Origin of the sequence: Actinomyces sp. 2119 (assembly GCF_003591215.1) — a bacterium.
GTDB lineage: Bacteria > Actinomycetota > Actinomycetes > Actinomycetales > Actinomycetaceae > Actinomyces > Actinomyces lilanjuaniae.
Genome location: NZ_QYRR01000002.1, coordinates 33,812 through 58,623, shown reverse-complemented (window position 1 = coordinate 58,623; position 24,812 = coordinate 33,812). Strand labels below are relative to the sequence as shown.

Annotated in this window: 17 protein-coding genes; 4 read left to right on the top strand and 13 right to left on the bottom strand. The window is 66.9% G+C overall.

The window, feature by feature from the left end:
- Positions 1 to 7: 7 nt before the first annotated feature.
- The 6 genes from D4740_RS02095 to D4740_RS02070 are packed head-to-tail and all read right to left on the bottom strand — an operon-like array spanning position 8 to position 13,577.
- Entirely contained in the window at positions 8 to 2,422 is a 2,415-nt protein-coding gene (locus D4740_RS02095) for an AAA family ATPase (RefSeq protein WP_119835304.1), read from the bottom strand.
- Complete coding sequence (pglX, locus tag D4740_RS02090; RefSeq protein WP_220475008.1) at positions 2,419 to 5,991, bottom strand: BREX-1 system adenine-specific DNA-methyltransferase PglX; 3,573 nt, start codon at positions 5,989 to 5,991, stop codon at positions 2,419 to 2,421. Before pglX ends, D4740_RS02095 begins: the two co-directional genes overlap by 4 nt.
- Entirely contained in the window at positions 5,988 to 9,512 is a 3,525-nt protein-coding gene (gene brxC, locus D4740_RS02085) for a BREX system P-loop protein BrxC (protein WP_259390601.1), read from the bottom strand. The genes pglX and brxC overlap by 4 nt, the downstream gene beginning before the upstream one ends.
- Entirely contained in the window at positions 9,509 to 10,123 is a 615-nt protein-coding gene (locus D4740_RS02080) for a DUF1788 domain-containing protein (protein ID WP_119835303.1), read from the bottom strand. Before D4740_RS02080 ends, brxC begins: the two co-directional genes overlap by 4 nt.
- Positions 10,120 to 10,812, bottom strand: a complete 693-nt coding sequence (locus D4740_RS02075) for a DUF1819 family protein (RefSeq protein WP_182911317.1) — start codon at positions 10,810 to 10,812, stop codon at positions 10,120 to 10,122. Before D4740_RS02075 ends, D4740_RS02080 begins: the two co-directional genes overlap by 4 nt.
- The gene (locus D4740_RS02070; RefSeq protein WP_119835302.1) at positions 10,809 to 13,577 is read right to left on the bottom strand and encodes a lysylphosphatidylglycerol synthase transmembrane domain-containing protein; all 2,769 of its coding nucleotides are present in this window, start codon (positions 13,575 to 13,577) and stop codon (positions 10,809 to 10,811) included. Before D4740_RS02070 ends, D4740_RS02075 begins: the two co-directional genes overlap by 4 nt.
- 346 nt (positions 13,578 to 13,923) lie before the next feature.
- Here D4740_RS02070 and D4740_RS02065 point away from each other — a divergent pair, with 346 nt between their 5' ends.
- Positions 13,924 to 14,694, top strand: a complete 771-nt coding sequence (locus D4740_RS02065) for a hypothetical protein (protein ID WP_243106840.1) — start codon at positions 13,924 to 13,926, stop codon at positions 14,692 to 14,694.
- Positions 14,681 to 14,986, top strand: a complete 306-nt coding sequence (locus D4740_RS02060; protein WP_119835301.1) for a transcriptional regulator — start codon at positions 14,681 to 14,683, stop codon at positions 14,984 to 14,986. Before D4740_RS02065 ends, D4740_RS02060 begins: the two co-directional genes overlap by 14 nt.
- Positions 14,987 to 15,034: 48 nt before the next feature.
- On the opposite strand, the gene D4740_RS02055 is transcribed toward D4740_RS02060, so the two are convergent.
- The 3 genes from D4740_RS02055 to D4740_RS02045 all read right to left on the bottom strand — a co-directional run bounded on the left by D4740_RS02055 (position 15,035) and on the right by D4740_RS02045 (position 18,331).
- Positions 15,035 to 17,584 (bottom strand): cation-translocating P-type ATPase, encoded by a 2,550-nt coding sequence (locus D4740_RS02055; RefSeq protein ID WP_119835300.1) that lies wholly within the window; start codon positions 17,582 to 17,584, stop codon positions 15,035 to 15,037.
- Positions 17,581 to 17,850: a heavy-metal-associated domain-containing protein gene (locus D4740_RS02050; protein ID WP_119835299.1), complete on the bottom strand. Its 270-nt coding sequence runs from the start codon at positions 17,848 to 17,850 to the stop codon at positions 17,581 to 17,583. Before D4740_RS02050 ends, D4740_RS02055 begins: the two co-directional genes overlap by 4 nt.
- Before the next feature lie 199 nt (positions 17,851 to 18,049).
- Positions 18,050 to 18,331 (bottom strand): metal-sensitive transcriptional regulator, encoded by a 282-nt coding sequence (locus D4740_RS02045; RefSeq protein ID WP_119835298.1) that lies wholly within the window; start codon positions 18,329 to 18,331, stop codon positions 18,050 to 18,052.
- 204 nt (positions 18,332 to 18,535) lie between these two features.
- On the opposite strand from D4740_RS02045, the gene D4740_RS02040 reads away from it, so the two are divergent.
- Entirely contained in the window at positions 18,536 to 19,069 is a 534-nt protein-coding gene (locus D4740_RS02040) for a hypothetical protein (protein ID WP_119835297.1), read from the top strand.
- 13 nt (positions 19,070 to 19,082) lie between these two features.
- Here the strand turns inward: D4740_RS02040 and D4740_RS02035 are convergent, their stop codons facing one another.
- Entirely contained in the window at positions 19,083 to 19,772 is a 690-nt protein-coding gene (locus D4740_RS02035) for a response regulator transcription factor (protein WP_119835296.1), read from the bottom strand.
- Between the two features lie 294 nt (positions 19,773 to 20,066).
- Between D4740_RS02035 and D4740_RS02030 the strand changes: the two genes are divergently transcribed.
- Positions 20,067 to 20,720, top strand: coding sequence for a cyclodehydratase (locus D4740_RS02030; protein ID WP_147392817.1), 654 nt, complete (start codon positions 20,067 to 20,069; stop codon positions 20,718 to 20,720).
- Positions 20,721 to 20,740: 20 nt separating this feature from the next.
- Here D4740_RS02030 and purB read toward each other — a convergent pair whose 3' ends face one another.
- From purB to D4740_RS02015, 3 genes are all read right to left on the bottom strand, one after another.
- Entirely contained in the window at positions 20,741 to 22,255 is a 1,515-nt protein-coding gene (purB, locus tag D4740_RS02025; RefSeq protein WP_119835294.1) for an adenylosuccinate lyase, read from the bottom strand.
- 105 nt (positions 22,256 to 22,360) lie between these two features.
- The gene (locus D4740_RS02020) at positions 22,361 to 24,106 is read right to left on the bottom strand and encodes an ATP-binding protein (RefSeq protein WP_119835293.1); all 1,746 of its coding nucleotides are present in this window, start codon (positions 24,104 to 24,106) and stop codon (positions 22,361 to 22,363) included.
- A 205-nt stretch (positions 24,107 to 24,311) separates the two neighbouring features.
- Positions 24,312 to 24,746: a MerR family transcriptional regulator gene (locus D4740_RS02015; protein ID WP_243106841.1), complete on the bottom strand. Its 435-nt coding sequence runs from the start codon at positions 24,744 to 24,746 to the stop codon at positions 24,312 to 24,314.
- Positions 24,747 to 24,812 lie beyond the last annotated feature (66 nt).

Sequence of the window (24,812 nt, the reverse complement as noted above, 5' to 3'; positions counted from 1 at the left end):
AGCACCCCTACCCCTTAGACGCTACCGGCGTGAGCATGCCTAACAGCTTATGTTCTTCGATACTTAGCGCTTCACACATTGAAGAGACATGCCTGGAATCCAGGCAATACATAAGCTGGAACAGTGAACGGAGAACGGTTGTCGCCTCGTTGAGTCTAAGTGGCTGTGAGAAATTGCCTCCGTCGAAGTGAGAGTAGGCGTGTAGGTACTTCTCGACACGCGTGCGAACGGTCATATCTAGATTCGGTGCGCTGTTCATAACTTCTTCAAGTGCTACATGGAAAGAGCCGACCCTGTTGGGACAGCGGAAACTAAGGAAAGCTTCAAGCATGCGTCTCGCGGCGTTGGGGATGAGCGCGAGTTCCATCAACTGATCGGCTTTGGTTTCGTCTTCCCGTCGATCCGCAACGGCGTGTGCCACCTTAGAAAATAAAAAATGGTATTCGGAGCGCAGTACTTTGGTGCGATCCTTATCGGTTTCCCACCGGGCGAGGCGAGGTTTGCGTAGGAACTCGTCGCGACCTCGGGGGGCGTATACTGGTGTCATCTCATATGCAGCGTAGTTGCAGTCTTCGTACTGCTGCCGGGCTTCGAGCTGGATGAGCCATTGACGAAAAAGCTCGAAGTTGTGGGTCATTAGGAATAGTTGACTGGCATAGGTGTTGTCGATGAACTCGGACCATATATGTGCAGAGACACCGAAGAGAATCTCGTTGTCCAGACTGGAAACGGGGTCATCGATGATGACGATCGGAGGATCCCCTGAGATCTTGTCTTCCCTGACACTCGATAGAAAGTACAGTAGCGCAATTGCCGTCTGTTCGCCTTCGCTGAGGTGCGTCGCAGGGGATCCTTCTCGCTTGATGGTGTAGTGATTAGAATCTTGGGCGCTGAACTTGAGTTCATCGCGTCCCAGGAGTCTCCGCAGCCCCTCGGTGAGTTCTGTCGCTCCGGGGATGGGATCACCTTCAACGTTCTGAAGCGCCGCAATCTGCTCGTTGAGCTTGTTCACCTGAGCCTCGAGCTCGTTGCGAGCTGCATGCTTGCTCTCTGCCTCATTCTTGAGGCGCACATACTCGTCTGCAGCGTTTTTCACGTAGTAGTGCTCGACTCGCGTGGCGGCCTTCTTGGCTTCATTTTCGTGGTCTTCGATCTTACTCTGATGGTCCTTGATCACCTTCTCCAGTGCCGCGGAACTTGGTGCTACGAGAGCAAGATCTGACGGGAGCGCAGGAGAGCTGAAAGGGTTGTCTTTCTTTTCCTTCAATGCCACCGATATCGTCTCGGCGGCCTTGAGGTAGTCCCCGTGCTCGGTGGCATAGGTTTGACGAGCTTTTCGCAGGTCTTCTCGCAGGTCCTCGTAGACTTTCGAATCGTCAGGTAAGGCATCTAGGTAGGTTTTCGATGCCTTGACAGATACTTCCAGACGTTCTATGAGATCATCAATGCGGGCCTGGAGGTTCTTGAAGGACTCATCGAAGTGCGCGTTGAGAGCGTCACGCCGGTCAGAGGTTAGGCCTCCGCCGCAGAACAGGCACTCTTCGAGTCGTTCGTGAAGACCGATGCCTTCCTGCACCCACCTAGATCGGTCTGGGTGCCCCACCAACTCGCCGACATGTCGGTTACTCACGATGCTTGCCGCTAGTAACTGGCGCGCCCCGTCGAGGCCGTTCTGTTCCAGCAAGGTGTTCCGGGGTTGGATTTGGATTGGCTGCAACGCGCGGCTCTTTGCAAAAACGCTGTCAGTAGAGGGGGCCGCTGAAGCGTCGTCCAGGATTGTCGGAATTCCCTCAAACCGTTTCAGGAGAGCCTCCACCTTTGTTCGGTTATAACTACGCTGATTGAATCCAGGGGCACCCGAAAGGCGGTCGCCTATCTCCTTCGCGACTTTTGTACCCAGGTCGCTAACGTTCTTCTTAGCGTTTTTGTATGCCGATTCGGCTATTTCGAGGTCATGTTGTGCAGTTTTACGTTCAGAGTCCAGCACCTCAATCCTCTTCTCGGCTTCAGCGACTCTCTCGCCGACGGTAAGTAAAGCTTGTGGCTGCGGTCCGTCTGGTTCATCAAATCGGAGGTTCCTGCGGACGAAGTCCTTGTTGAAAACCCTCACACGGCCCCAGAAGTCCCGATCATCCAGACTGATAGTGGAGATCTCAGAAGCGGGAGAACTTGAGGGATCGCATGCCTGGAGTTGTAAGCCCGCACCGACAATTTCGGCACGTTCGTTCTCGCCGTCAGTAAACTGTTCATTTGCGTATTTGGCGCAACCCTGCATGAGGCTCGCAAGTGTGCTCTTGCCGCTGCCGTTCTGGCCGTAGATGAGGTTGACTCGGGCGAACTCGACGTTGCCGCTAGGCTTCCAGTTCTGAAAGATCCGGTAGTTATCGATCTTCTTGATTTTACGGATCAGGGCCTTGGTCATTTGACGTTGTCCTCAGGGCTGAGCGGGTGGGTGGGCCAGGTCCAGGTTTGGACCTCGGCTCGCTTGTTCTCGATGGCGGGGATCTTCTGGAGTGCCGCGCCGAAGCGGAGGTAGTTGACCAGGACTCCGTCATCGAGGTCGATAGTCGGGCGGCGGGAGGCTAGGGGGAACAGCACGTCCCGCTCGTAGTCCTCGCACTCGGTCAGCGCCTTGCGGTGAGCGTCGGCGCGCTTCTGATCCGCGGCTGTCTTCGAGCGTTCCAGGTGGCCGATCTCGGAGCGCAGCTTTGCCTGGAACTCGCGCAGGTAGTCGCCCAGCACCGTGTTCAGCGTGTCCGGGGTGTAGCGGTGTAGGTAGATCAGCGCTTGGAAGGCCGCCTTGTTGTCAGTGCGGGAGGAGACCATCCAGTAGATCGGCCGGTTGGAGTAGCGGCGGCAGTGGTCCTTGTAGAAGTCTTTCACGAAGTACTGCCGCAGCGATTTGCCCAGCGAGCCCTCAATCAGGCGGACATTCGCCTCAAGGTGTTCCCTCCCGAAGGCGGCCACGAGGAAGGAACGGAAGCGGGTGACGATATCGTCCGCGAACCACTCTCCAGACGTAACAGGGATGACCCTGTCCTCGTCGGGAGTGAAGCTCGGCTGTGGAACCACATCGAGGAAGTCCTGGAAGGTGCCGCCCTGGTCGGCGAGCACGAGGCCGGGGGTGTCGAGACTGTAGCGTCCAAAGAGGCATCCGACGCCGTAGGAGATAAGGTCGCGTACCGCATCCGCCGTGAAGAGGCGGCGGTACTCCTCGTCCGTGCGCGTCGCGCCCTTGTTGGGTGCGTAGCGGAAGTAGGGGTTGGAGGTAAGCGAGACCCGGCTCAGCGGGACTTCAATAGGAACCTCATCCTGGAGGCCGTAGGCCTCGGCCCAGTAGCGGTTGTTCTCGGTCTCAAGCTCCCGAGCCTCGTGAGCGACGCTGAGCGAGTCCTGCCACCAACGCTCCAGAGCATCCGCTAGGGAGCCTCCCGAGCGAGCACGCCTGACGAGTGGGTTGAGCTTGAAGTCCCATGAGGTCTCGTAGGCGTTCCAATCGTTTTTGAGCAGGCTGATCAAACGGAGCGCAACGGTCGGGTCCGGTGCGGAGGTGTTGGCCTCGATGAGGGGGAGTTCGCCGAGTTGCCCGACCTCGAAGTGCACAGTTGGTGCCAAGGATTCAAGTATCCTGCGTGCGCAGCTTGAGTTTAGGAATGATAGAACGCGATGAGCTTCCGGCTCCGGTACTGGGATGACCGGTGCTACGTCGTTAGGGATAAAACCCTCGTAAGCGATACGAAAGGCAGGTTCGCCACTCGAAATACGGGACCAGGAGATGGCGGGCTTGAAGTAGGAGTCGGGGTTGCGGATGACGGAGCGTGGGCGGAAGTCCCAGAGCTCGGCGCCATCGCGTTCCCAGTTGATGACGTAGTCCTGGTTGCCCCACCACTTGTGGAACTCGCCGCCCTTGAGATGCGGGAACCACTTTGCGCCGGATGCGGCGGCTGCCTCGCGGGAGTCGGCATCGAAGCAGGTGCGGGACCGGGAGACCTCGAACCACTGGCGCAGGAAACGGGCATTGTCGGCGGTCGCCAGGCCCTGCTTCGGGGCGGCGACCTCGCCGAGCGGCTTGCCGATGGTGAAGGCGCGCGTCATAGCGGGCGACAGCCAGTAGGCGATCCGTCCTCCGGGGAGGGTAAGCAGCGTTTGGGGGCGGGCGGAGAAACGCAGGTCGGTTGACCCGGCCAAGGTCTGCCTAAACAGGTGCTCTTTTTCGGCCTCCGAGCCGCCGGGAACGACCCGGAAGTATTGGCAAGGGTCATCGGTGTTTCGGCCCGGCTCCAGGACGAAGGCGGTGGTTGAGACGACCTCCCCACCGATCAGGTCGAATGCCCGCTCGCCCAGGTGCAACATGGTCACCGGCGGGGCGTCGTGCAGGATGCGGAGGCGCAGCTTCTCGAAGGAGCCGAGGAACATCCAGGCCTGCATGGTGATCATGGCCACCAGGCCGTGCTCGGCGTCTGCAAGCCGCAGACACCGCTCGATGAAGGCAGCGAACAGGTCGGACTTTGCCTGCGGGTGGTGCTTCTTCACCCAGGTGGACAGCACAGAACCCATGTTGCTGCTGCCCATGTACGGTGGGTTCGTCGCTACCACGGCGTAGGAGCGAGTCAGATACTCCGCCTGGATCACCACCCGTTCGGCGCGCGCGCGCAGATCCGCGGCGTCTAACGTGTCCGCCTCGAGCACCGCCAGTCGCTCCCTGGCGCCAGGCAGCGACGCAGCGTCGGGGACGATGAGAGAGCCCAGTACATCGGCATGGATGAAGCTCTGCCAGAAGTACCGGCCCGCCTGGTCGCCGCCGTCCACGCCGGCAAGCTGATCCAACTCCTCCTTGCTGAACTCCACCGGCTCAATCACGCGAATATGCGGCTGAACAGGGTCTCGCAAGAAGCGACGCTGCCGGGAGCGGGCCTTCATCATCAGGGCGAAGGCGGCCAGTGCCGCGGCACGCGGATCAATCTCCAAGCCGTACAGGTTGTGCTCGAGGATCAGCGACGGGATCTCCGAGGGTGCATAGCCTTCCTCCTCGTAGATCGCGTAGAGCAGATCAAAGGCGTAGGTGAGCATGTGCCCCGAACCGCAGCACGGATCCATGACCGTCAACTGCTCCGGCTCGGTGATACGCAGGAAGTCAACCTTGTCATCCGCCGGCTCAATGTAGTAATCCATCTGGTCGATCAGGTGGGAGTCCGGATGGTTGAGCATCCACAGCCGACCCACCGAGTTCTGCACCAGGTAGCGCACAATCCAATCCGGGGTAAACAACTGCGTCGCCGCCGGAATCTCCGCTGCTCCCGCCTTCTGGTTCTTCCGGAAACCGGCGAACACCTCCGCCTTGCGCTCGGCGATGTAGAACTGGTACAGCCAGCCGATCACCTCCACATCCCGGCACACCTCCTCGGTCAACGCCTCGACCGCCTGCGCGCGCACGGAACTGTCCGCCAGCATGTCCGCGGGCATGAGCAAGGCGGTGTAATCGCCGTCGGGAGCGAACATGAACGGCATGGTCCGGTTCCAGTACGCGCAGTAGGCGCCCAGAATCAGCCCATAGGCCTCCTCCTGCGGGGCGGGACTCGTAATCGTCCCGCTCAGCAGACCGGCAATGCGCTCGGGCGATCCCGGTCGGGTGAAGACCTGCGAATCGAACTCGCCGCGCTTGGCGGCGGCAAGCACCGCCGGCTGACCCACTGTGGCGCCGCCCGCCGGGGAAACCAACGCGGGGGAGGCGTAGCCGTTGGCATCCATGAACCGCAGCGCAATGATCCGGTTGAACCAGACGTAGGCCTGCTCATCGACCACCCGCCGTCGCCCGGCCGCGTCACCGCCGTGATGGCGAATGCGCTCCTCCAGGGCCCTTACGGCGCTCGGAAACTCCTCCCGCGCCGTCGACGTGGCCGAGAGCACCGCTGTGAGCCGCGCCTCGACCTCCGCCATGAGCTGGGAGCGTGCCGAGGTCGCGAAGGCCTCCAGAGCCCGCGTATCAGTCACAGGGACACCTGCTTTCCAGAGATCACTGCATTATGGAGGATATCCCGCAGTTCATTGACGTAGGCGTCGACGTCAGCGGAGGTGTGCAGCACTCGCCTGCGTGGCCGGGGCAACTGCCGGAGAGGAACCACCACCGGAGCCGGGGGAGTCTCGGCGCCGGATTCGGCGCGGCTCTCCACCTGATGCCGGTCAGCCTCAAGCGCGCCCAGTAGTGCGTCGTAGCCCTCCTCGTCGAACTCGCGGGCGAGCTGGCGAATCACCGGCACCGAGACGGACTCGGCGACCTGCTGCGTGGTCGCATCGGTCGCGCGGTCAACCTTGGTGCGAGCGGCGTCGGTGGCGTGCTCCCAGGCGGCACTGCCACGCAGATCGTTCGCCCGTTCGTGGATCAGGTCGGTCGCCGTAGCGCGCTCGTCTGCCAGGATCCGGTCCGTGGCCGCACGCAGCTCGGCGGTAGCGTCCTTCAGACGCTTCATCCGCTGCCCCCGGAAAACATTCTCGTCGTCTAGCAGCGCCTTGACGTCGGGCGCCTCGTCGGGCTTCAGGTACCGGAGCGTGTCCTTGCGCTCGTCCAGCAGGTGCACGGCGTCGTCGTAGATCGTCTTCTGGCTGCCTGCCAGGAACTGGCTAACGGGATCGATCACATCCTGCTTGGCCTCCAGGAGGCCTTCAGTGCGGCCGGAGAACTTGTCCAGATACCACTCGGCGTCGTGCCCGATCACCTCCCGCAGCAACTCCAGGGGCTCGTTCAGCACAGTCAGGAAGGGATAGTCCTTGCCATCGTCATCCAGTTGGGTCTTCCGCGTCCGATACTCATCCTCCAGCCGCTTGGCGACGTCAGCGGCCAGCTCCATGGGATCGTTTGGAAGCTGCCCAGTGGCGAAGAACTCCTGGGCAAAGTTGCGCAGGTCGCTCACGGCGGCGGCGTCGAAGTTGCGTTGCGGGGTTACCGCAATCGCGTCGTGCTTCTTCCCATTGGGCAGCACGGCGGGAAGCTCCGTGCGCTTAACTGTGCTCCCATCGAGTGTCAGAGACACGCGCGAAGTGGCAACCAGGCGGGTGATCGCGCACAGTATGCTCGCCAGGGTCCAGCCATAGGGCTTGTCCTCGAAGTGGGAGACGACCTGCTTGACGGTGGTCCTCACGCCCAGCTTGCGCTGGGCGGAGATCCAGTCGTGGACCTCCTCGGCCAGGGGCTGAAGGGTGTCCGTGCTCCGGTCCAGGAGAGCCACTTCCTTGCTCGCCAACCGGGCAATGTCCGACTCCGAATAAGCCACAGAGCCGAGCATTGACAGATTCGTGTAGGTGCGCGTGATCAGCTGCTCCATGCCCTCCTGCACGCGCTGCACCGGATCCGAGGCGGACACGGCAATCGACGCGCCACCAATGATCAGCGCCGCGTCGCTGATGGCCTGCTTGACGCGGGAGATCAGCTCCTTGCGTCGTCGGGTGTTCTGGCGCTTCTTGGAGTCAAGAATGTGGCTCTGGGACTCGGTCAGGGAGGAGCCTGCGCGCAGTCGGACGTACTTGTTCGTCTGGACGAGCAAACGCAGGTCCTGATACATGCGCGCATCGTCCGCCAGCACCACCCTGAGCTCGTCACGCCCCATGGACTGGGCCACTACGACCTCACGCGGCAGCCCCAGGGCGGAAGAGATGTAGTGCACCGCCAGCGGCTGCGTCCGGCTGTAAGAGACCTCATCCAGCAGCAACTGATACTTGAAGTCCCGGCCCGTGGCCGAATGACGTACTGAAGCGCCCCGAACCACGTCCTGGCTGATGACCTCGGCCAAGAGCTTGGAGACTTCATCGGAGTCGACGTCGGTGTTCTTGATCTCGTTCTCGATGTCCTGTTCCTCATTGGTCAGGTACTCGTAGGCCGATCCATTGCGCTGGACATAGGTCTGCTGCTCCAGGAGGTCGAGCGCCTGGGACACCTGCCGATTCAGCTCGGTCAGGTCCTGGCCGAAGCGGTCATAGAGGAGCACGGTCAGGTTGCGAGGGGTGGCGGAGAAGTCGCCCACATACTTGACCAGGAACAAGGCCTTGAGCAGCCGGATTGCCACATCGCGCACCGGACCCTCCGGAAGCTGCGCCTGCGCCGTCGCAATATTGCGAGTCGCGGCCGACTTCACCGCCTGCCGGATACCGGTGAACATGGCGTCGAAGGGAACTACCGCACCAACCGGGAGCTCCTTCAGGTGCGTGGCGACTTCCTGCACCACCCCCAGCATGGAGCGCTCACCCACCGAGGCGTGCCGGCCCTCGAACACGTTGTGGTCGGACAGCCCCACCAGGGCCGCCTGGAAGAAGGGGAACTGGTAGGGAACGAAGGGGTAGACCTGCGCGAACCTGTCCCGGGTGTCATAGTTGCGGTACGTCTTGGCGCCGTCAACGAAGTCGAACAGAGTGCGGAAGCTCGTGTGGAACTCGTCGTAAAGCGGGTCGAGGGCGGCCTCGCCGGCGGCGGTCTTGCTGAGCAGACGCTTCTTGACCACCTCCTCCACATCGTGGCTCGTCAGCTTCATGCGGGTGGCGAAGCGGGCCTGGATCTTGGAGAAGTCATTGCCCTGCGTCTTGGTCCGGTCCCCGATGACGCCGTCCATGTCCTCCTGACTGGTGACACACACCCATGCGCGCCCGTTGCAGCGCGTACTCAGCGTCTCCACGATCGTCTGCAGGTTCAGCATGAGCTTGGTGCTGGAGCCAATGAACTGGCCGACCTCGTCCACCATGAACAGCAGGCGGTGATCTGCGGGCTGAGCCTCCAACCACTGGGCGACCTCATCGGCGAAGTCCTCAATGGACAGGGAGTACTGCTCCTCATAGCGGGACAGGATGCTCTCGGATGCGGGCTCACCGGTCACCTGCGAGAACGCCTGCGTGACGTTGTGCTCCTGGAGAATGCCCTCTTCCCGTCCCTGCTCCCAGGGGACGCCGGCGATCCGGGTGAAAGCCTGCTTGAAGTCCTCAAGCAGACCGCGCCGGTCCAAGTCCCGCTCAAAACGGGCCACCGACGGCTCTCCCGCGTAGTAGCCCCGTGCCTCGTTGAAGACCTTCACGAACACCTGAAGCAGGGCGTCGGTCTGGTTCTTGTCGATCAGGGGCGCCTTCTGATCGATGTTGAACAGCAGGGAGGTCGCCGGGATCCGCTCCGCCTGAGCGAGTTTGCCGCGCAGGAAGGCGTCCTGCTGGGCCTCCGCCTTCTCCTTGAAGGACTTAACGGCGTGCCGCCTGGCACTGGGCCGCCCGGGCACATCACCCAACAGGTAAGCGAGCATCTTGAGCAGGTGCGATTTACCGGATCCGAAGAAGCCGGAGATCCACACGCCGTTGCCGCCGTTGTAGACCGGATCCGTGTACGTCTCCAAAAGCTCGGACAGGGCCGATGCGGTCTCGCCGGTCAGCACGTACTCGTCGATCTCGGTGGCGAGGTGCTCGGCGTCGTCGGCCTTGATGACTCCCTCAATGGGGCGGGAGACGTCCTTGGCGAAGAGGCTGCCAATCGTCATCTGGCTCATGCGGGCTCCTGTTCCATGATGTTCTTGGCGCGGTAGTACTGGTCATCCGTCAGACGGTTGAACAGCTCCAGCGATGAACCCGAAGCAGCCGTTTGCCGGTACTCGCCGGGGAATAGCATGAGTACCGGGAAGCCGGAGACGGCGACTTGCAGGTTGTTCAAGACGTTGTGCGAGCGGATGAAGGGGAAAACCCGCCCGATTCCGGTCAGCACGAGCAGGTCCACGTCCGCCTCGGCGTCGACCCGACGCTTGATCGCGGGGACGATGTGCTGCTCCGGATCAAGCATGCGCTGCAGGTCGCGGCGGAAGTCCGAGCGGCTGCGAGTGGGCTCAATCCGTTCCAAGCGTTCGAGCATGTTGCCCCCGCGTGCCTCAAGCAGCTCGACGGCTAGTTCGAAGAGGTCCACCACAACGATGCTCAACCCGCGCGCGGTCCGCAGCCGGTCAATGATGCGGCCGGTCGCCTCCCGCGCTTGGAGTTCCTGCTCCGGTGGGTAGGGCCAGATAAAGAACGGCTCCTCATTGCCCAGCCCCTCCATGCGCAGGAACCGGTCGGACGAAAGTACGGCAAGCACATGCCGCTCAACGGAGGCGATGTCGTACTCGGTCACAGACTGCCTCCTACCGGGAAGAAGCGACGGTCGCTAGGTGTACGCGCATCCAGGAAATCCAGCACCTCCGGTGACAACAGCGGGGAGACGATCGTAGCGTCGTCGGCGAGCATCCCGCTTTGACGCAGCGCCAGGAACAGGTTGGTGCGCAGCTTGGTGCGTGTCGCGGGCCTGGTCTCCTCCAGCTCCGCATGCCACATGGCCTTGGAGTCCCAGAAGCGCTCAAAGTCTGCGGGCACCAGCCGGGAGACCCCCAGCAGGTAGTGATCGTGCACTACCTCCTGGGCGAACTCCGCCACGAGCAGGTAATGCCGGCACAACGCCACCCACATCAGATGCAGACGATCCGGCCCGGGAGCGGTGTCCAGGTAGGCGATCTCGGCATCGGTGAGCACCGACAGCCGCTGGATGAGCTCGCGGGTGAGCCTGACCGCCGTCGACCGGGTGCGTGCATGCAGCAGATTGCCGGCGTTCAACGCCTGCCTGACCGCCGCCCAGTCACGCAACTCCAGGTACAGCGGAGCGGCAATCGTGGCCTCCGTCGCCAGGAGCCCGCCCACCACGAAGGACAGCCGGTATGCCTCCGGGGTGGTCACGCTGGTGCTGAGGCAGCTGGTATCCGGTCCGGTCGGCAGGTCGCTGCGCACCTCGCGACCGGCTGGGCGCCCCAGGAGCCTCCCACCCCTCACAGCTCCCCCGCTCTCTGGAGCCGCTGGAGGCTGAGCCAGCCCACGGGGATGGGGACCCAGAAGGTGACCAGCCGGTAGACGATCGCGGTGGACAGGGCGACCCCGGAGGGGATGCCGGCGGCGACCAGGCCTGCGGTCAGAGCCAGCTCTACCGGCCCGATCCCGCCGGGGGAGGGCACTACTGAGCCCACCGTGTTGGAGGCCAGGTAGGTGATGGCCAGGACCGAGAAGGACAGGGTGTAGCCGAAGGCCCACAGGCTGGCCGCGAAGGCCAGGATGTAGCTGAGGCTGAGTAGCACCGCCCCGCCGATCCCCAGTGACAGGCGCACGGGGTTGGACATGACCCACACCAGGCGTGGCCGTACCTGGCGGTAGGTGGGCTCGATCTTGGCCCACAGCCAGGTACGCACCTGGGGGACGAGCAGCGCGCAGGCCACCACGACCACAAGGAGGCCGGCGGCGACCAGCACCCACCCAGACGGCAGGGTCAGCCCCGTGGACTGCCCGGTCAGGGCCGCCAGGATCACCAGCAGCACCACCGTGACCACGAACTGCACCACCTGCACCAGTGCCACCGTGGCGACACCGATAGCGGTGGGTACGCCCTTGCGGTGGAGGAAGCGCAGGTTGATAGCGGCCCCGCCCACGCCCGCCGGGGCGACGAGCGCCACCACCGAGCTGGCCAGGTGGACCTCGGTGGATCGCCACAGGGACAGCCTCTGGGGGCTGAAGGCCACCAGGGTCAGGCCGGCTCCCACGTAGGTGGCCAGGGAGAACACCAGCGCCCCCAGGATCCACCAGACGTTGGCGGCGGCCACGGCCTGGGAGACCTGCTCGAAGTTCATCCGCGCCAGCAGGGTCCACAGTGCCACCATCCCGATGACTGCCATGATGACGGTGCGTGCTGAGAACCGGCTCAGCCGGGCGGGCTCGGCCTGGGCCGTGGGTGTCAGGGCCACCAGGGCGTCGCGCAGCTCCTGGAGCACCTGGCGGCTCTCTCCCCGCCGCCCCATGGCCTCGCGGGTGTCACGCGGTAGGACGACTCGCTGGAGCATCGGGGCGATCGAGGCCAGCTGCTGGGTGCTCAGCGACCGGGACGCGGCGGCGATAGCCCGGTCCACCCCCGTGGTCAGCGCGGTCAGCGCCAGCGCCTGGGCCAGGTCCACCCGGCGGGACAGCTCGGAGGAGATGGTCTCGCCTGAGCCCCAGTCGAGCAGCCACACCCGCGACTTGGCGTCCACGACGACGCTGGTCGCGTCAATGGCCAGGTGGGCCAGGCCCGCGGCGTGGGCGTGGCGCAGCTGCTCCCACAGCTGGAGCAGGACGCGGTCGGGAACGTCCTCGCCCAGGTCGCGGATGGAGCGGGCTCCTGCGACGTGCTCGGTCACCAGCAGCACAGACTCGTCGGCCTCGGCGATCCCCAGGAGGCCGGGGGTGCGGACCAGGGCCCGCCGCGCCTCCAGGGTCATGAGGGCGGCGTGCTCAGCGGCCGGGCGCACCGACAGGTCCCGGCTGGGAGACAGGCCCTTGACGCGGATCCGGTCCCATATGGTGCTCAGGAGGCCGACCACCTGGCGGTCGGCGTCCAGCACGGTAACGTCGCGGCGCTGACCTGAGGTGTCCCACGTCGCGTAGGTGCGGTGGGCGGAGGTGCGCCCTGGCGACAGGGCTGAGCCGGAGGCCTCCAGCAGGAAGGCGTCCAGGGCGGTGCCCAGCTCGGCGTCGTCGACGGCGGTGATCGTGCTGGCAGGTCCTGCGGTCCCCTCGGCCTGGCGGGCTGCGGCAGGATCCGGTGGGGCGTCGGGGGACGGCAGGGGGTTCTCGCGCACCTGCTCGGTGTAGCCCAGGGGCGCGTCGGTGGTGACCTTCCAGGCCCGGGCGGGCAGGTGGGTGCTGGTAGGGCTGTAGTCAGTGCGCACCAGGTGGGTGGCGTCCACCCCGGCCCGGCGCAGGGCGCGCACCAGGGTGACCCCCTGCGCCCTGCGGTCGTTGACCCCGACGGCGTAGCGCATGACCAGGCCGACGACCCGTCCCAGGAGGACGGACAGGACCGCCCCGGGCAGGGTCAGGGCACTGCGCAGCACTGCCAGGCCGGTGATGGTCCACAGGGCGGCCCAGCCGGTGCGCACCACCGGGGAGCCTCGGCGGTCGCCGGCTCCGGTGAGCAGGCCCGCCAGGGTGGCAAAGACGGTGGAGATGCCGAGCTGGGCGGTGCCGGAGGCGGTCACGGTCAGCCCGGAGACCAGGGAGTCAGGCCCCCAGGTACCAAGGGTCGCCAGGAAGGCCAGCGCGACGAGGTTCCCCGCGGCCCCGGCCAGGGCCGCCTCCCCGGCGCCGCGCCAGGAGCCGCGCAGCAGGTGGTCCAGCAGGACGGCCAGGGGGATGGCGAAGGTCACCAGCCCCTCGACGGCCTGGAGGGGGAGGATGAGGATCTGGCGCAGCACCACGGCCAGGGCGTTCTGGACGTCCTGGGTGACGCCTGTCGTGGTCTGGTGGGCGTAGATCGCCAGGATGAGGACGGCGCCGACGCTGAGGATGGTGGCGGCCAGGTCCAGCAGGTCCTCGGTACGTCTGAGGCGGTGCGGGGGCGAGTCCACCAGGATGGTGGTGGAGCGTGGGGACGTCGGCCTGGGAGCCGTGGGGGCCTCCAGGGCGGGAGCGACGCCGATCGTAGGGATGCCCACCGGTGAGGTCGCCGGGGTGCTGGCAACGGCGGAGGTGCTGTGCTCGTCCGAACCGGGCGGGACGGCGTCCACGTCGTTCATGCGGGCGAGTCTAGGCGGCGGGTGGGGAAGTTCCTCTTTCTCGGGGACGACGCGCCCGCAGCGGGCCTGCCCGGGCGGGAGGCGGGAGACGGCGAGCGGGAGGAGGCTGCCGCCGGGCTCCGGCGGAACGTTCGGGTGAGGGTGGGAGACGGGGGAGCAGAGAGCGGGGCGCCCGGCGCTCAGGGGCCAGGACGGGGCGGCGCGCAGGTGAGGGTGGCACACCAGCGGGGGCAGGCGGCACGGACCTCCACTATGCAAAGAAGTTTGCAAAGCAAACTAGAGTGTGACATGGTTGTCTCGCAAAGTTTGTACAGCAAACTACTTGGAAGACAAGAGAGGATCTGCTATGAGTCATGACGGCGCCGCGCTCACCGAAGGAGCGGCAGCACAGGCAGAAGCACAGGCAGGGCAGGCCGGATCGATCGGACCTGCCGACCAGGCCGAGGTCCGCCCGCCCACACCCATGGAGGCGGAGGCCCTCATCGTCGCCCAGCGCAGGGACTACGCCCGGCGCAACACCATCCGGTCAGCGCCGCTGCTCCTCGCCTGGGGCCTGGCGTGGCTGCTGGGCTACACCACACTGGCCCTGGCTGGCGACGGGGGCGGCATCCGCGAGGGCACCAGCGCGGCTGTTGACGCCAGGGCCGCCTACACGGTCTTTGTCGCCTGCCTGGTGGCGGCCGGGATCTTCACTGCGGTCTACATTGCGCTGCGCAGCCGTGGGGTGCGTGGCACGAGTGGCCGCCAGGGAGTCCTCTACAGCGGGGCCTGGATAGGTGGTATGGCCCTGACCGGGGTCATCCTAGGCAGGCTCAACAGCTTCCTGGCCACGGTGGGCACCCCCGAGGCCGGTGCTGTGGGGGCGCTGGTGAGCAGCGCCGTCCCCTGCCTCGTGGTCGGGGTCATCTTCCTTGTCGGCGCCGCCCTGTGGGGGGACAACGTCATGGGGGCGCTGGGAGGCTGGATCCTGGCAGCTGCGGCCGTGGCGACCGTGGCTGGGCTCCCCTGGGCTTGGTGGGTCATGGCCGTCGGCGGAGGCGGGGGGATGCTGCTGGCCGCGGCCCGGGACTCCCTGGCCAGCCGCAGGATCGGGAGCCTGGACCGTGACCGCTGCTGAGGTCCACCTCGACCCTGTCATCCACGCTCAGGCCCGTCTGCGCATCGTGGCGACCCTGGCGGAGCTGCAGGAGGGCGACGAGCTCCACTTCCCCCGCCTGCGTGAGCTGCTGGGGATGACGGCGGGTAACCTGTCCGTCCACCTGTCCAGGCTGGAGGAGGCAGGCTACGTCCGCCAGTCCAAGTCCTTCTCCGGGCGCACCCCAGTCACCTACATCAGCCTCACCCCGGCTGGCAGGGCAGCCTTTGAGCGCTACGTGCGTGACCTGCGCAGGCTGCTGGGCCAGGACTGAGGCCGACCGGTTGGTGGGGCACGTGTTCGGCCCGGTCGGCCCGAGGCTCTAGGCCCGGCGTAGGCGTAGGGAGTTGGTCACCACCATGACGCTGGAGGCGGCCATGGCTGCGCCGGCCACCATCGGGTTGAGCAGCCCCGCGACAGCCAGCGGGATCGCCGCCACGTTGTAGGCGAAGGCCCAGAACAGGTTCTGCCGGATGACCCGCAGTGTCGCCCGGGAGACCCGCACCGCAGCGACCACCGCGTCCAGGTCCGGGCGTACCAGGATGATGTCGGCCGCCTCGATGGCCACGTCCGTGCCCGAGCCCATCGCCATCCCCAGGCCGCGCGTACCGGCCTGGGCCAGGGCCGCCGCATCGTTGACGCCGTCGCCCACCATGCCCACGACCGCCCCCCGTGCCTGGAGGTCGGCAACAACGTCGCGCTTGTCGGCGGGCAGGACCTCGCTGACCACGTCGTCCTGGGCAATCCCGACCTGGGCCGCGACGTGGGTGGCAGCACGAGCGTTGTCGCCGGTCAGCAGGACCGGACGGAGACCCAGGTCACGCAGGCTGGCGACGGCGCCGGGGGAGGAGGGCCGGAGCGTGTCGCGGACCGCCAGGACCGCCACCGCCTCCAGTCCCGTCCCGTGGGGGTGCTCGACGGCCAGGGCCACCACCGTGGCGCCGGTCTCCTCGGCCGCGACCACCGCCTGCCTCAGGGCCTCGGGCAGGGGCGCGCCCAGCTCGGCCAGCCAGCCGGGGCGGCCTGCGGCGGCGTAACGCTCTGCGACCCGCCCGGTCACTCCCTGGCCCTCGTGGCTGCGGAAGTCTTCCACCGCAGGCAGGGCGTCCGTGCAGCCCCGGGCCGCCGAGGTGACGGCTGCCGCCACCGGGTGCTCGGAGGCCGACTCCAGGGCACCGACCAGGACCAGCGTCTCAGGAGACAGGGGCTGACGCGGCTGCGGGGGGCGGAGCTGCCAGGAGGCCTCCAGGTCCAGTGTCATACGCCCCTGCGTAACGGTCCCGGTCTTGTCCAGGACCACTGTGTCCAGGGTGCGCGTGGACTCCAGGACCTCCGGCCCCTTGATGACCACACCGAGCCGGGCGGCTCTGCCGGTGCCCACCAGCAGGGCCGTCGGTGTGGCCAGACCCAGCGCGCAGGGGCAGGCGATGACCAGGACCGCGACGGCGGAGGTCAGGCCGGCCTGCGCCGTGTGCCCGGTGACCAGCCACCCCACCAGGGTGAGGGCGGCCAGGGCCAGGACCACCGGTACGAAAACAGCCGAGACCCGGTCGGCCAGACGCTGTACCGGCGCCTTCCCTGCCTGCGCCGCAGTGACCATAGCCCCGATCTGTGCCAGGGTGGTTCCCGTCCCCACCGCTGTGGCACGCACCAGCAGGGTTCCAGAGGTGCTGACGGTGGCGCCGATGACAACGTCGCCCCGGTCAACCTCCACCGGGACGGACTCCCCGGTCAGCATGGAGGCGTCTACGGCTGAGCGCCCCTCGACTACCACGCCGTCGGTGGCGACCTTCTCCCCGGGGCGCACGGTGAACAGGTCCCCGACAGCCAGTGCCTCCACGGGGACCCTCTCCTCGCTGCGCCGGGCCTGAGGAAGCGGGGCGCCGTCCTCGTCAAGGACGTCGATGCTGCTGGTAGAGCCCTCCGGGGAGGTAAGTATCACCCGGGTGACCTCCTTGGCGCCCAGCTCCAGAAGCGCGCGCAGGGCGTCCCCGGAACGGTACCTGGCGCGGGCTTCCGCGTAGCGGCCTGCCAGGAGGAAGGTCGTGACCCAGGCGGCGGACTCGAAGTACAGGTGCGGGTGGTCGGTCTGCTGCCGTGGCAGGAGCTCCATGGGCATGCGCATGCCCAGCTCCCCCGCCCCGCCCAGCAGGAGCGCCCACAGGCTCCAGACGGTCGCGGCCAGCACACCTGTGGACACCAGGGTGTCCATGGTGAAGGTGCCGTGGCGCGCGGCGCTGAGGGCGGAGCGGTGGAAGGGCCAGGCCCCCCAGGTCGCCACCGGCAGGGCCAGGGTGGCGACGCCCCACTGCCACCCGGTCACCTGGAGCGCCGGGAGCATCGAGACCGCCATGACGGGAACCGACAGGAGCAGGCAGACCTGTAGCCGACTGCGCAGGTGCTCCGCCCGAGCCCGCTGGGACTCCCCGATGCGTGCCGTGCCTGCGCCTGTACCGCTTGTGCTGGTGGTGGGCGTCTGTGTGGCTGGGGCGGCTGCCTCGGGGCGCGACTGGTATGACGACGCCGACGAGCCTGCCTGCTCCTGAGGCTGCTTCTGAGGCTCCTTGGCGGCCTCCTGGCCCGTCTGCGTGGGCAGGTCGGCGGTGACAGGTGCGTTGGTGGTACCAGTAACCTCAGCGGTGTAACCCGCTGCGGCGACGGTGGCCAGGAGCTTCTCGTCGCTGACAGGCTCGGTCAGGACCACGTGGGCGGACTCGGTGGCCAGGTTGACCGTCGCGGTGACGCCGTCCAGCCGGGAGAGCTTCTTCTCTACCCGTGCCACGCAGGCGGCGCAGGTCATGCCGCCTACCGCCAGGTCCACAGTGCGTTGCGCAGCCCCGGGAGGCAGCGGCGGGCTGTCTGTCGTGCTCATGCCTGCCAGGTGTCGCGCTCGACGGCGTCCAGGGTGTAGTCCCCGGCCTCGTCGATTGCGGCTGCCAGGGCGTCGTCGTCGAGCCGGGTGTCTGAGACGACCGTGGCCACGGACTGGCCGCCCTTGTTGAGGATGACCGAGACGTTCTTGACGCCGTTGATGGCTTCCAGCTCCTCGGTGACGTGGGCGACGCAGTGGTCGCAGGTCAGTCCCGACACCCTGAGGGTGGTGGTGCGGTCGGTGCCGTCGGGCGTGAACTCTGTCATGAGGTTCTCCTTGGGTCTGTGTGTTCCGGTCTCTTGGCGTCTCTTGGTCTCTCGCAGGTCCCGTGCGGCCTGCTGCGCGGTGCCCCTGAGGGGGTGCCCTGGCGGGCTGCCGCGTGCGGGTGCCGTGGTACCGGGCGGGTGGGCTACTCAGCGGGCTGCTGGTCGCCTGCGGGTCTGATACGCAGCTGCGGGGAGAGGGTCAGGAGCGGACCAGGCGGGTGACGGCCTCGCAGGCCTCGCGGATCTTCTCCCGTCCCTCCTCCTCGCTGGTCTGGGCCGCGGCCAGGACGCAGTGGCCCATGTGCTCCTCCAGGAGGGCGAGGCTGACGGCCTGGAGCGCCCTGGTGGCTGCGGAGACCTGGGTCAGGACGTCGACGCAGTAGATGTCCTCCTCGACCATGCGCGATATCCCGCGGACCTGGCCCTCGATCCGGCGCAGCCGCCTGAGGTGGTCCTCCTTGGTCTCGGTGTACCCGGCCATGCTGCCTCCCCGGCTGCCTCGCTGACTTCCTCTGCTCGCCCGGCTCGCGCCGCGCCGCAGGTGGTCCAAGTCTACCTCATATACCCCCAGGGGGTAAGGGGGGGGCGGCCCCGGGTCTCGTCCTACCCCGCTGGAGCATCGGACTTCTTCCGCTGGAGCCCGGACGGGGAGCCACCAGCAGGGTAGTCATGCCATGCTCGTGCCATGACTAGCCCGACTCCCCCTCCCCCGACCGCCCCGCCTGCTCCCACGGACGCCCAGCGAGCCGCCGCAGCCGACCCTGCTACTCCTGCGGGCACCCTCGCGGTCCTGGCGGGCAACCACCCCCGGCTGCGAGAGCTGATCGGACGCAACCCCGCCTGCCCGCCGGAGCTGCGCTCCTGGATCAGCCGTGCGCAGGCTGGTAGCGCGCAGTCTGGCGGTCCTGGCCACGCGGGTGGGCTGTCACTGGAGGCCTCACATGGGGCGCACCAGCCCGACAGCGACGTACCGGACACCCTGGGCGCACCGCAGGAGGCGTCGTGGGCGCCCCACGGGTGGGAACCCTCCGACGTGGGCCTGGGGCCTGAGCCCTTCGGCTCCGTGCTGGGGGACCCGCTGACCGGCTCCCCGCTGGCTGACGTCAGCATGGATGACAGCGTGTACGACGAGGAGCAGCAGGCTGGTCCGGAGGGTGTCCCAGGAGGAGCGCCGTCACTCGACCGCCCCGCCCACGGCGTCCCAGGGAAGTACAGGTAGCAGGGAAGTACAGCTAGAAGGAGGCCCTTGTACCCGTGCGGGCGTAGCCGTGCCGGAAGGCCCAGGCCACGATCTCCAGGCGCGACCTCGCCCCTGTCTTGCCGAGCAGAGCGGAGACGTGCGTCTTGACTGTGGCCTCGGCGATCGCCAGACGCGAGGCGATCTGCCGGTTCGAGGCGCCCTCGCACAGCAGCCGCAGCACGTCGCGCTCCCGGTGGGACAAGACGGCGGCTGTGTCCACGTCGGGGACGGAGGCCAGCGCATAGTCAATGAGACGTGGCATGAGCGCCGGGGTGACGACCTTCCCCCCGGAGTGCGCGACGCGGACCGCGGAGACGATCTCCTCTGTCGACGAGGTCTTGAGCAGGACGCTGCTGGCGCCCGCCTCCAGGCTCTGTAGCAGGGTGGCGTCGGTGTCCTGGGTAGCCAGGACGACGACGCGGGTCCGGGGGGAGGCTCGCAGCACCTCCCGGATCATCGCGGTCCCCTCCACGGGGTGCTTGGCATCGCCGTGGAGGGAGGTGATGAGGACGTCAACGGTGTGCGCCCGCAGGAACGCCAGTGCCTGGTCCGCCGAGCGCGTCGTGGCCAGGACCTGGATGCCGACGTCAGCCGACAGGCAGGATCGCAGGTAGGTCAGTGCCATAGCGTCGTCGTCCACGACGGCGACCCTGATGGCCGAGGAGGAGGACTGGGAACTCATGTGTCTCCTTGTCGGGTACGCGGGCTCTCGCCGCCAGCTGCCGATCCACGTATCAAGCCCCGGGTTTAGCCGGGGGCGCGTCGCAGGGACGCGCACGTGCTGGCTGGCCGCTCAGGCCGTGCAAAAGAACGTTACAACAAAGTAATGAGCGGGGTCGGACAAACGGGGGACCGGCGATAGACCGACGGCTGATGTGCCGACCTCCTAGGGCGCAGCATGCTGTGTGCTGCCAGCACCGGTGCGCTACCCCGGCCAGCGGGCTGCCTCGGTAACGTCAGTAGGAGGGACCGCCCCATGAGCACGCGACACACCCCAGCATCCGGCGCCGTGTCACGACCGGTGACGGCCTACCTGTTCCAGGGGGAGTTCGGCCGTGGCGTGGTACGGCGCCTTGCCGACAGCCGTGACGTGGTCCTGTCTGCTGACGGCGGTCTGGACGCCTCCCAGGTCCCCGAGGCTGACCGCCTGGTCCTGGTAGCCGACTCCGGCCAGGAGGAGCTGCGGGAGGGCTTGGACCGCCTGTCCTTCGCTCGCGGCGTCCCCTCGGTGGCGCTGGAGCGGCACCGTGCTGAGCTGCGCTGCGGCCCCCTGGTAGTTCCCGGTAGCACTGCCTGCTACCGGTGCTACCGCTGCGGTAGGCGCCGTCACCTGCGTCCTCATCGCGTCGGGACTGGGGAGTCGGCCCTGCTGCCACGCGGGCGGGGCCAGCACGTCGTCCTCGCCATCGGGCTGATAGCGCTGGCCCTGGACGGTGTGGACAGCCGTGGCCCCTTCGCTGACCTGCCTGGCGAGCCAACCGGGCAGGTGTGGAGCGCGGACCTTGTCGCCGGGACGACCTCCTGCTCCAGGATCGTCGGCGTGCAGCGGTGTGCTACCTGTTCCAGAGGACGAATGCCTCCGTCAGCACAGCCGCGGGCTACTTGGCGCAGTCGGTCCGTCACGCCCTGACAGACCTCGGGGTCAACACCTTAGGGGGTTGACCCGTCCAGGTGGTCTACCAGCTGTACGGCCAGGCCCGTGTAGGTGGCGGGGCTCAGGGCCAGCAGGCGTGCCTCGACGTCGTCGGGCAGGCCCAGGCTGCGGATAAGGTCACGCATGCCCTCGGGCGTGACCTTCCTGCCACGGGTCAGCTCCTTGAGACGCTCGTAGGGGTCGGCCATGCCGGTGGCCCCGGCCACCGACGCCGCGCGCATGGCCTGCTGGACGGGTTCACCCAGTACCTCCCAGGCGGCGTCGAGGTCCTCGGCCAGGCGGGAGGCGTCCACGTCCAGCCCGGCCAGGCCCCGGCGGAGGTTGTCAACAGCCAGCAGCGAGTGGCCCAGGGCCACCCCGATGTTGCGCTGGGTGGTGGAGTCGGTGAGGTCGCGCTGGAGGCGGGAGGTGACCAGGGTGGCGGCCAGGGTGTCCAGCAGGGAGCAGGAGAGCTCCAGGTTCGCCTCGGCGTTCTCGAAGCGGATCGGGTTGACCTTGTGCGGCATGGTCGAGGAGCCGGTGGAGCCCTGGGCGCTCAGGCGCTGGGTGAAGTAGCCCAGGGAGATGTAGGTCCACATGTCCGTGGCCAGGTTGTGGGCGATACGGTTGAAGCGGGCGACGTCGCTGTAGAGCTCGGCCTGCCAGTCGTGGGACTCGATCTGGGTGGTCAAGGGGTTCCAGGTCAGGCCCAGGGACTCCACGAAGGAGCGCGACACCGCCTGCCAGTCCGCCCCGGGCACGGCCACGACATGGGCGCCGTAGGTGCCGGTGGCCCCGTTGAGCTTGCCCAGGTACTGCGTGGCCTCCACCCGGCGGACCTGGCGCGACAGGCGCCGGGCCAGCACGGCCACCTCCTTGCCCAGGGTGGTGGGCGTGGCGGGCTGGCCGTGGGTGCGGGCCAGCATGGGGGTCTCGGCGTGGCTGCGAGCCAGCGTGGCCAGGTCCTCCACCAGCCCCCGGGCGGCGGGCAGCCACACCTGGGTCACGGCGTCGTGCACGGTCAGGGCGTAGGAGAGGTTGTTGACGTCCTCGCTGGTGCACAAGATGTGGACGATCTCGCCCAGCCCCGGCAGCACGGTGTGCCCGCCGTCGGCGCTGGCCAGGTCTGGGGCGTCCGCGGCGGCCTCCAGCCTGCGCTTGAGCAGGTACTCCACGGCCTTGACGTCGTGGCGGGTCTGGGCCTCGATCTGGGCCAGCTCGGCGACCTGCGCCGCCGCGAAGGAGCCGACGACGCCGCGCAGGTAGGCCTTTTCGCTCTGCGACAGGACCGGGGCGCCGGGCAGCACCCGGTGGTCGGTGAGGTGGATGAGCCACTCGACCTCCACCCGCAGGCGCGCCCGGTTGAGTGCCGCCTCGGAGAGGTGGTTGGTCAGGGGGGCGGTTACGGCCCGGTAGCGCCCGTCCAGGGGGCCGAGCGCGACGGGTGGGGCCAGGGCGGACAGGTCCACCCCGGGGGCGGGCGTGGGATCGCTTGCAGAGGTGGGTGCGGGGTCGGTCGCAGGGGCGGTCATGGGGCGATTCTGCCAGGCGCTGGTGGGTGGGAGCGGGCGGGCAGCCTAGGTGGGAGCGGGCCTGGTGCGGCGTGCCTGCGGCAATGCCCGCAGCGCTGGCTGGCGTCAGGTGCGCTGGTAGGTGGTGGTCCTGCTCCCCTGGCCACCCTGGACGGAGACGAGTCCCGACCTCCTGAGCAGGTCCAGCGCGTACCCGACCTGACGCCTGGTCAGCCCAGTTGCCTCGGCGATCTGTGCGCGCGATCTGGCCCCGGTCTCCAGACTTGCCCAGACCGCGAGGGTGTTGCCAGACAGCCCGACCGGGTCACCAGGCGTCGTCGGAGTCTGCGGCTCTTCTGGTGTCCTCGTGCCAGGAGCCGTCTGGCCCGGACCCGCCGACTCCTCGACCAGGGACGCGGCGGGTGCGAGCGCGTATGACGTCGAGCCTTTTGTTCCCGAGATCATGGCTAGACCACGGTTACTGAGGTCCTGCAGCTGTCGTCGGGCCTGCTCCGAGTCCAGGCCGAAGCGGCGTCGGTAGGTTGAGTTCCTCCAGGACCGGCCGTGCCTCATGTCCACCAGGGCGTGACGCTGCTCGACGGTGAGACCCGTTGAGTCAAGGGCGGAGAGCCAGTTGAGGTCGGCTGGGGACAACAGGGCAGATCTGGGCAGCAGGGCGGTAAACCGTACGCCGGTGTCATGAAAGCGGACGGGCTCCATGTCTGCCTCGCGCAAAGCGTCGCGCACCGCGCGGATTCCGGTGCCGAGGCCCTCGATCACGCGCCGTTCCTCAGTGTCAGCAGCGAAGGTGCAGATGTCGTACAGGCGCTCGTTGACCGCTGACTTCCCATGCTGGGTTCCCAGCTGGTCCACGCTTACTCCCCACAGGCCGCCCGGGCTGGAGATGACAAGGCGGTCCTGCTTCAGGCGGATCTCGATCCCCTTGGACAGGGCCGGTTCCGACAGGTCGCGGTGGACGAGGGCGTTGGCGATGAGCTCGCGGACGGCGACCAGGGGGTACTCGTGCGTGTTCCGGCCGTGCCCATCCTGGTCGAACGTGATGTCGGTCCGTGTGTGCTGGGACACCCAGTCGACGGCGGCGGTGAGCATGCGGGGAACTGCACCGTCGATCCTGAGGCGCTCGGAGGCGCGTGGTCCGGTCTGCCCCCCAAGGACTGCAGCCGTGATGGCGAGGGTGGGGACATGCCTTTGCGGATACTGTCCCAGGGCGTACAGGCCAGCCAGTGTGACCTCGCCGTCGTCCGTCAGGACGTTGAGATTGAGCAGGATCTCCTTGTCAGGTTGCTCCCTCAAAGATGTCGAGCCAGCGCGTACGTTGCGCAGGAAGACCCTCACCAGGTTGTCATCGAGGCTGCTGATCGAGGTGCCCGGTACGGGGGCTGTGTCCTCGCGGGGACGCTGGTGGCGCATCAGCAGCTGCTGCTCCTCCTGGAGGGACATCTGGTAGTCGCCGTCGTACTGGCGCAGGTAGGCGGCATCGTTGCCTGCCCAGCGGACGGGCTTGGCATTGACTGGCGCCTCCTGCACGTTTGCGACGACGACGGTCCTGCCATCAAGCTCGATGCTGTGGGTGTCAACAGTAATCCTGCTGGAGAAGCCCTGGCGCGCTTGAGACACCACTGCCTGCATCTGCTGGTGGGGATTGGGGACCCCGACCACCTTGACCGGGTCCTCACTGACGCCCAGAAGGATCGTCCCCCCGCCGGGAAGGTTGGCGAAGGCCGACAGAGTCGGGCCGAGAGCCGACCGGGAGTACTCTGCGAAGGTCTTTGCCTCGATCTCCAGGCAGTCGCCTCCCTCAAGCTCGAGTCGGGCAAGTGCCTCGGTGAGATCCTCCTCATCGGCAACCACGACAGAAGTGTATATGAGGCGGGCGGGTGTGTACATGAGGTGTGCATGAGGCGGGCGGGTGTGTACATGAGGTGTGCATGAGGCGGGCGGGTGTGTACATGAGGTGTGCGGTAGCGCGGCTCCGTTTGCAGCCTCAGACGCCCGACGGGCAGCACCTGATTGAAGACACCGGCGGGCCGCAGCCGGTCGAGACAGCCGTAGGGTGTCAGTTCCGGCTGGCCTGGAGGGCGCGCAGTGTCTGCGGGACAGGGCTGCCGGTGCAGTCCAGCCCCTGAGCGATGAGCTCCTCGTAGTGGGTGATCTTGGCGTGCAGGGCCTGCTCGGCGCGGTCCAGGCGGTCACGGTGCTCGCGCAGGCGCCCCAGTTGCTCCTGGAGGATCGTGATACGCCTGCCGTGGGTCGTCGCGCCCTCAGCCATCAGCTCGGCGAAGCGCCGCATCTGTGAGGTGGGCATCCCAGCCTCGCGCAGCGCCGTGAGGACCCAGACCGTTGACTGGTCAGTGGCGTGGTAACGACGTCGGCCGTCGGGGCCGCGGGGAACCGGGGAGACCAGTCCCTCCTTCTCATACCAGCGCAGGGTGTCCGGGCTCAGCCCGCACCGCCGGGACATCTCGGTAATGCTGATCCAGGTGCGATCCACGCTGGGCAGTCTAGAGGTCGGACTGTGCCGTGCGTGGGGTCAGGCTGCGGCACAGGTGGGTGGCTT

Coding starts and splice junctions, on each gene's coding strand:
- D4740_RS02070 (WP_119835302.1), bottom strand. CDS start 13,577: ATGAACGACGTGGACGCCGTCCCGCCCGGTTCGGACGAGCACAGCACC.
- D4740_RS02045 (WP_119835298.1), bottom strand. CDS start 18,331: ATGGCCGGGTACACCGAGACCAAGGAGGACCACCTCAGGCGGCTGCGC.
- D4740_RS02065 (WP_243106840.1), top strand. CDS start 13,924: ATGAGTCATGACGGCGCCGCGCTCACCGAAGGAGCGGCAGCACAGGCA.
- brxC (WP_259390601.1), bottom strand. CDS start 9,512: ATGAGCCAGATGACGATTGGCAGCCTCTTCGCCAAGGACGTCTCCCGC.
- D4740_RS02055 (WP_119835300.1), bottom strand. CDS start 17,584: ATGAGCACGACAGACAGCCCGCCGCTGCCTCCCGGGGCTGCGCAACGC.
- D4740_RS02030 (WP_147392817.1), top strand. CDS start 20,067: ATGAGCACGCGACACACCCCAGCATCCGGCGCCGTGTCACGACCGGTG.
- D4740_RS02035 (WP_119835296.1), bottom strand. CDS start 19,772: ATGAGTTCCCAGTCCTCCTCCTCGGCCATCAGGGTCGCCGTCGTGGAC.
- D4740_RS02095 (WP_119835304.1), bottom strand. CDS start 2,422: ATGACCAAGGCCCTGATCCGTAAAATCAAGAAGATCGATAACTACCGG.
- D4740_RS02040 (WP_119835297.1), top strand. CDS start 18,536: ATGACTAGCCCGACTCCCCCTCCCCCGACCGCCCCGCCTGCTCCCACG.
- D4740_RS02050 (WP_119835299.1), bottom strand. CDS start 17,850: ATGACAGAGTTCACGCCCGACGGCACCGACCGCACCACCACCCTCAGG.
- purB (WP_119835294.1), bottom strand. CDS start 22,255: ATGACCGCCCCTGCGACCGACCCCGCACCCACCTCTGCAAGCGATCCC.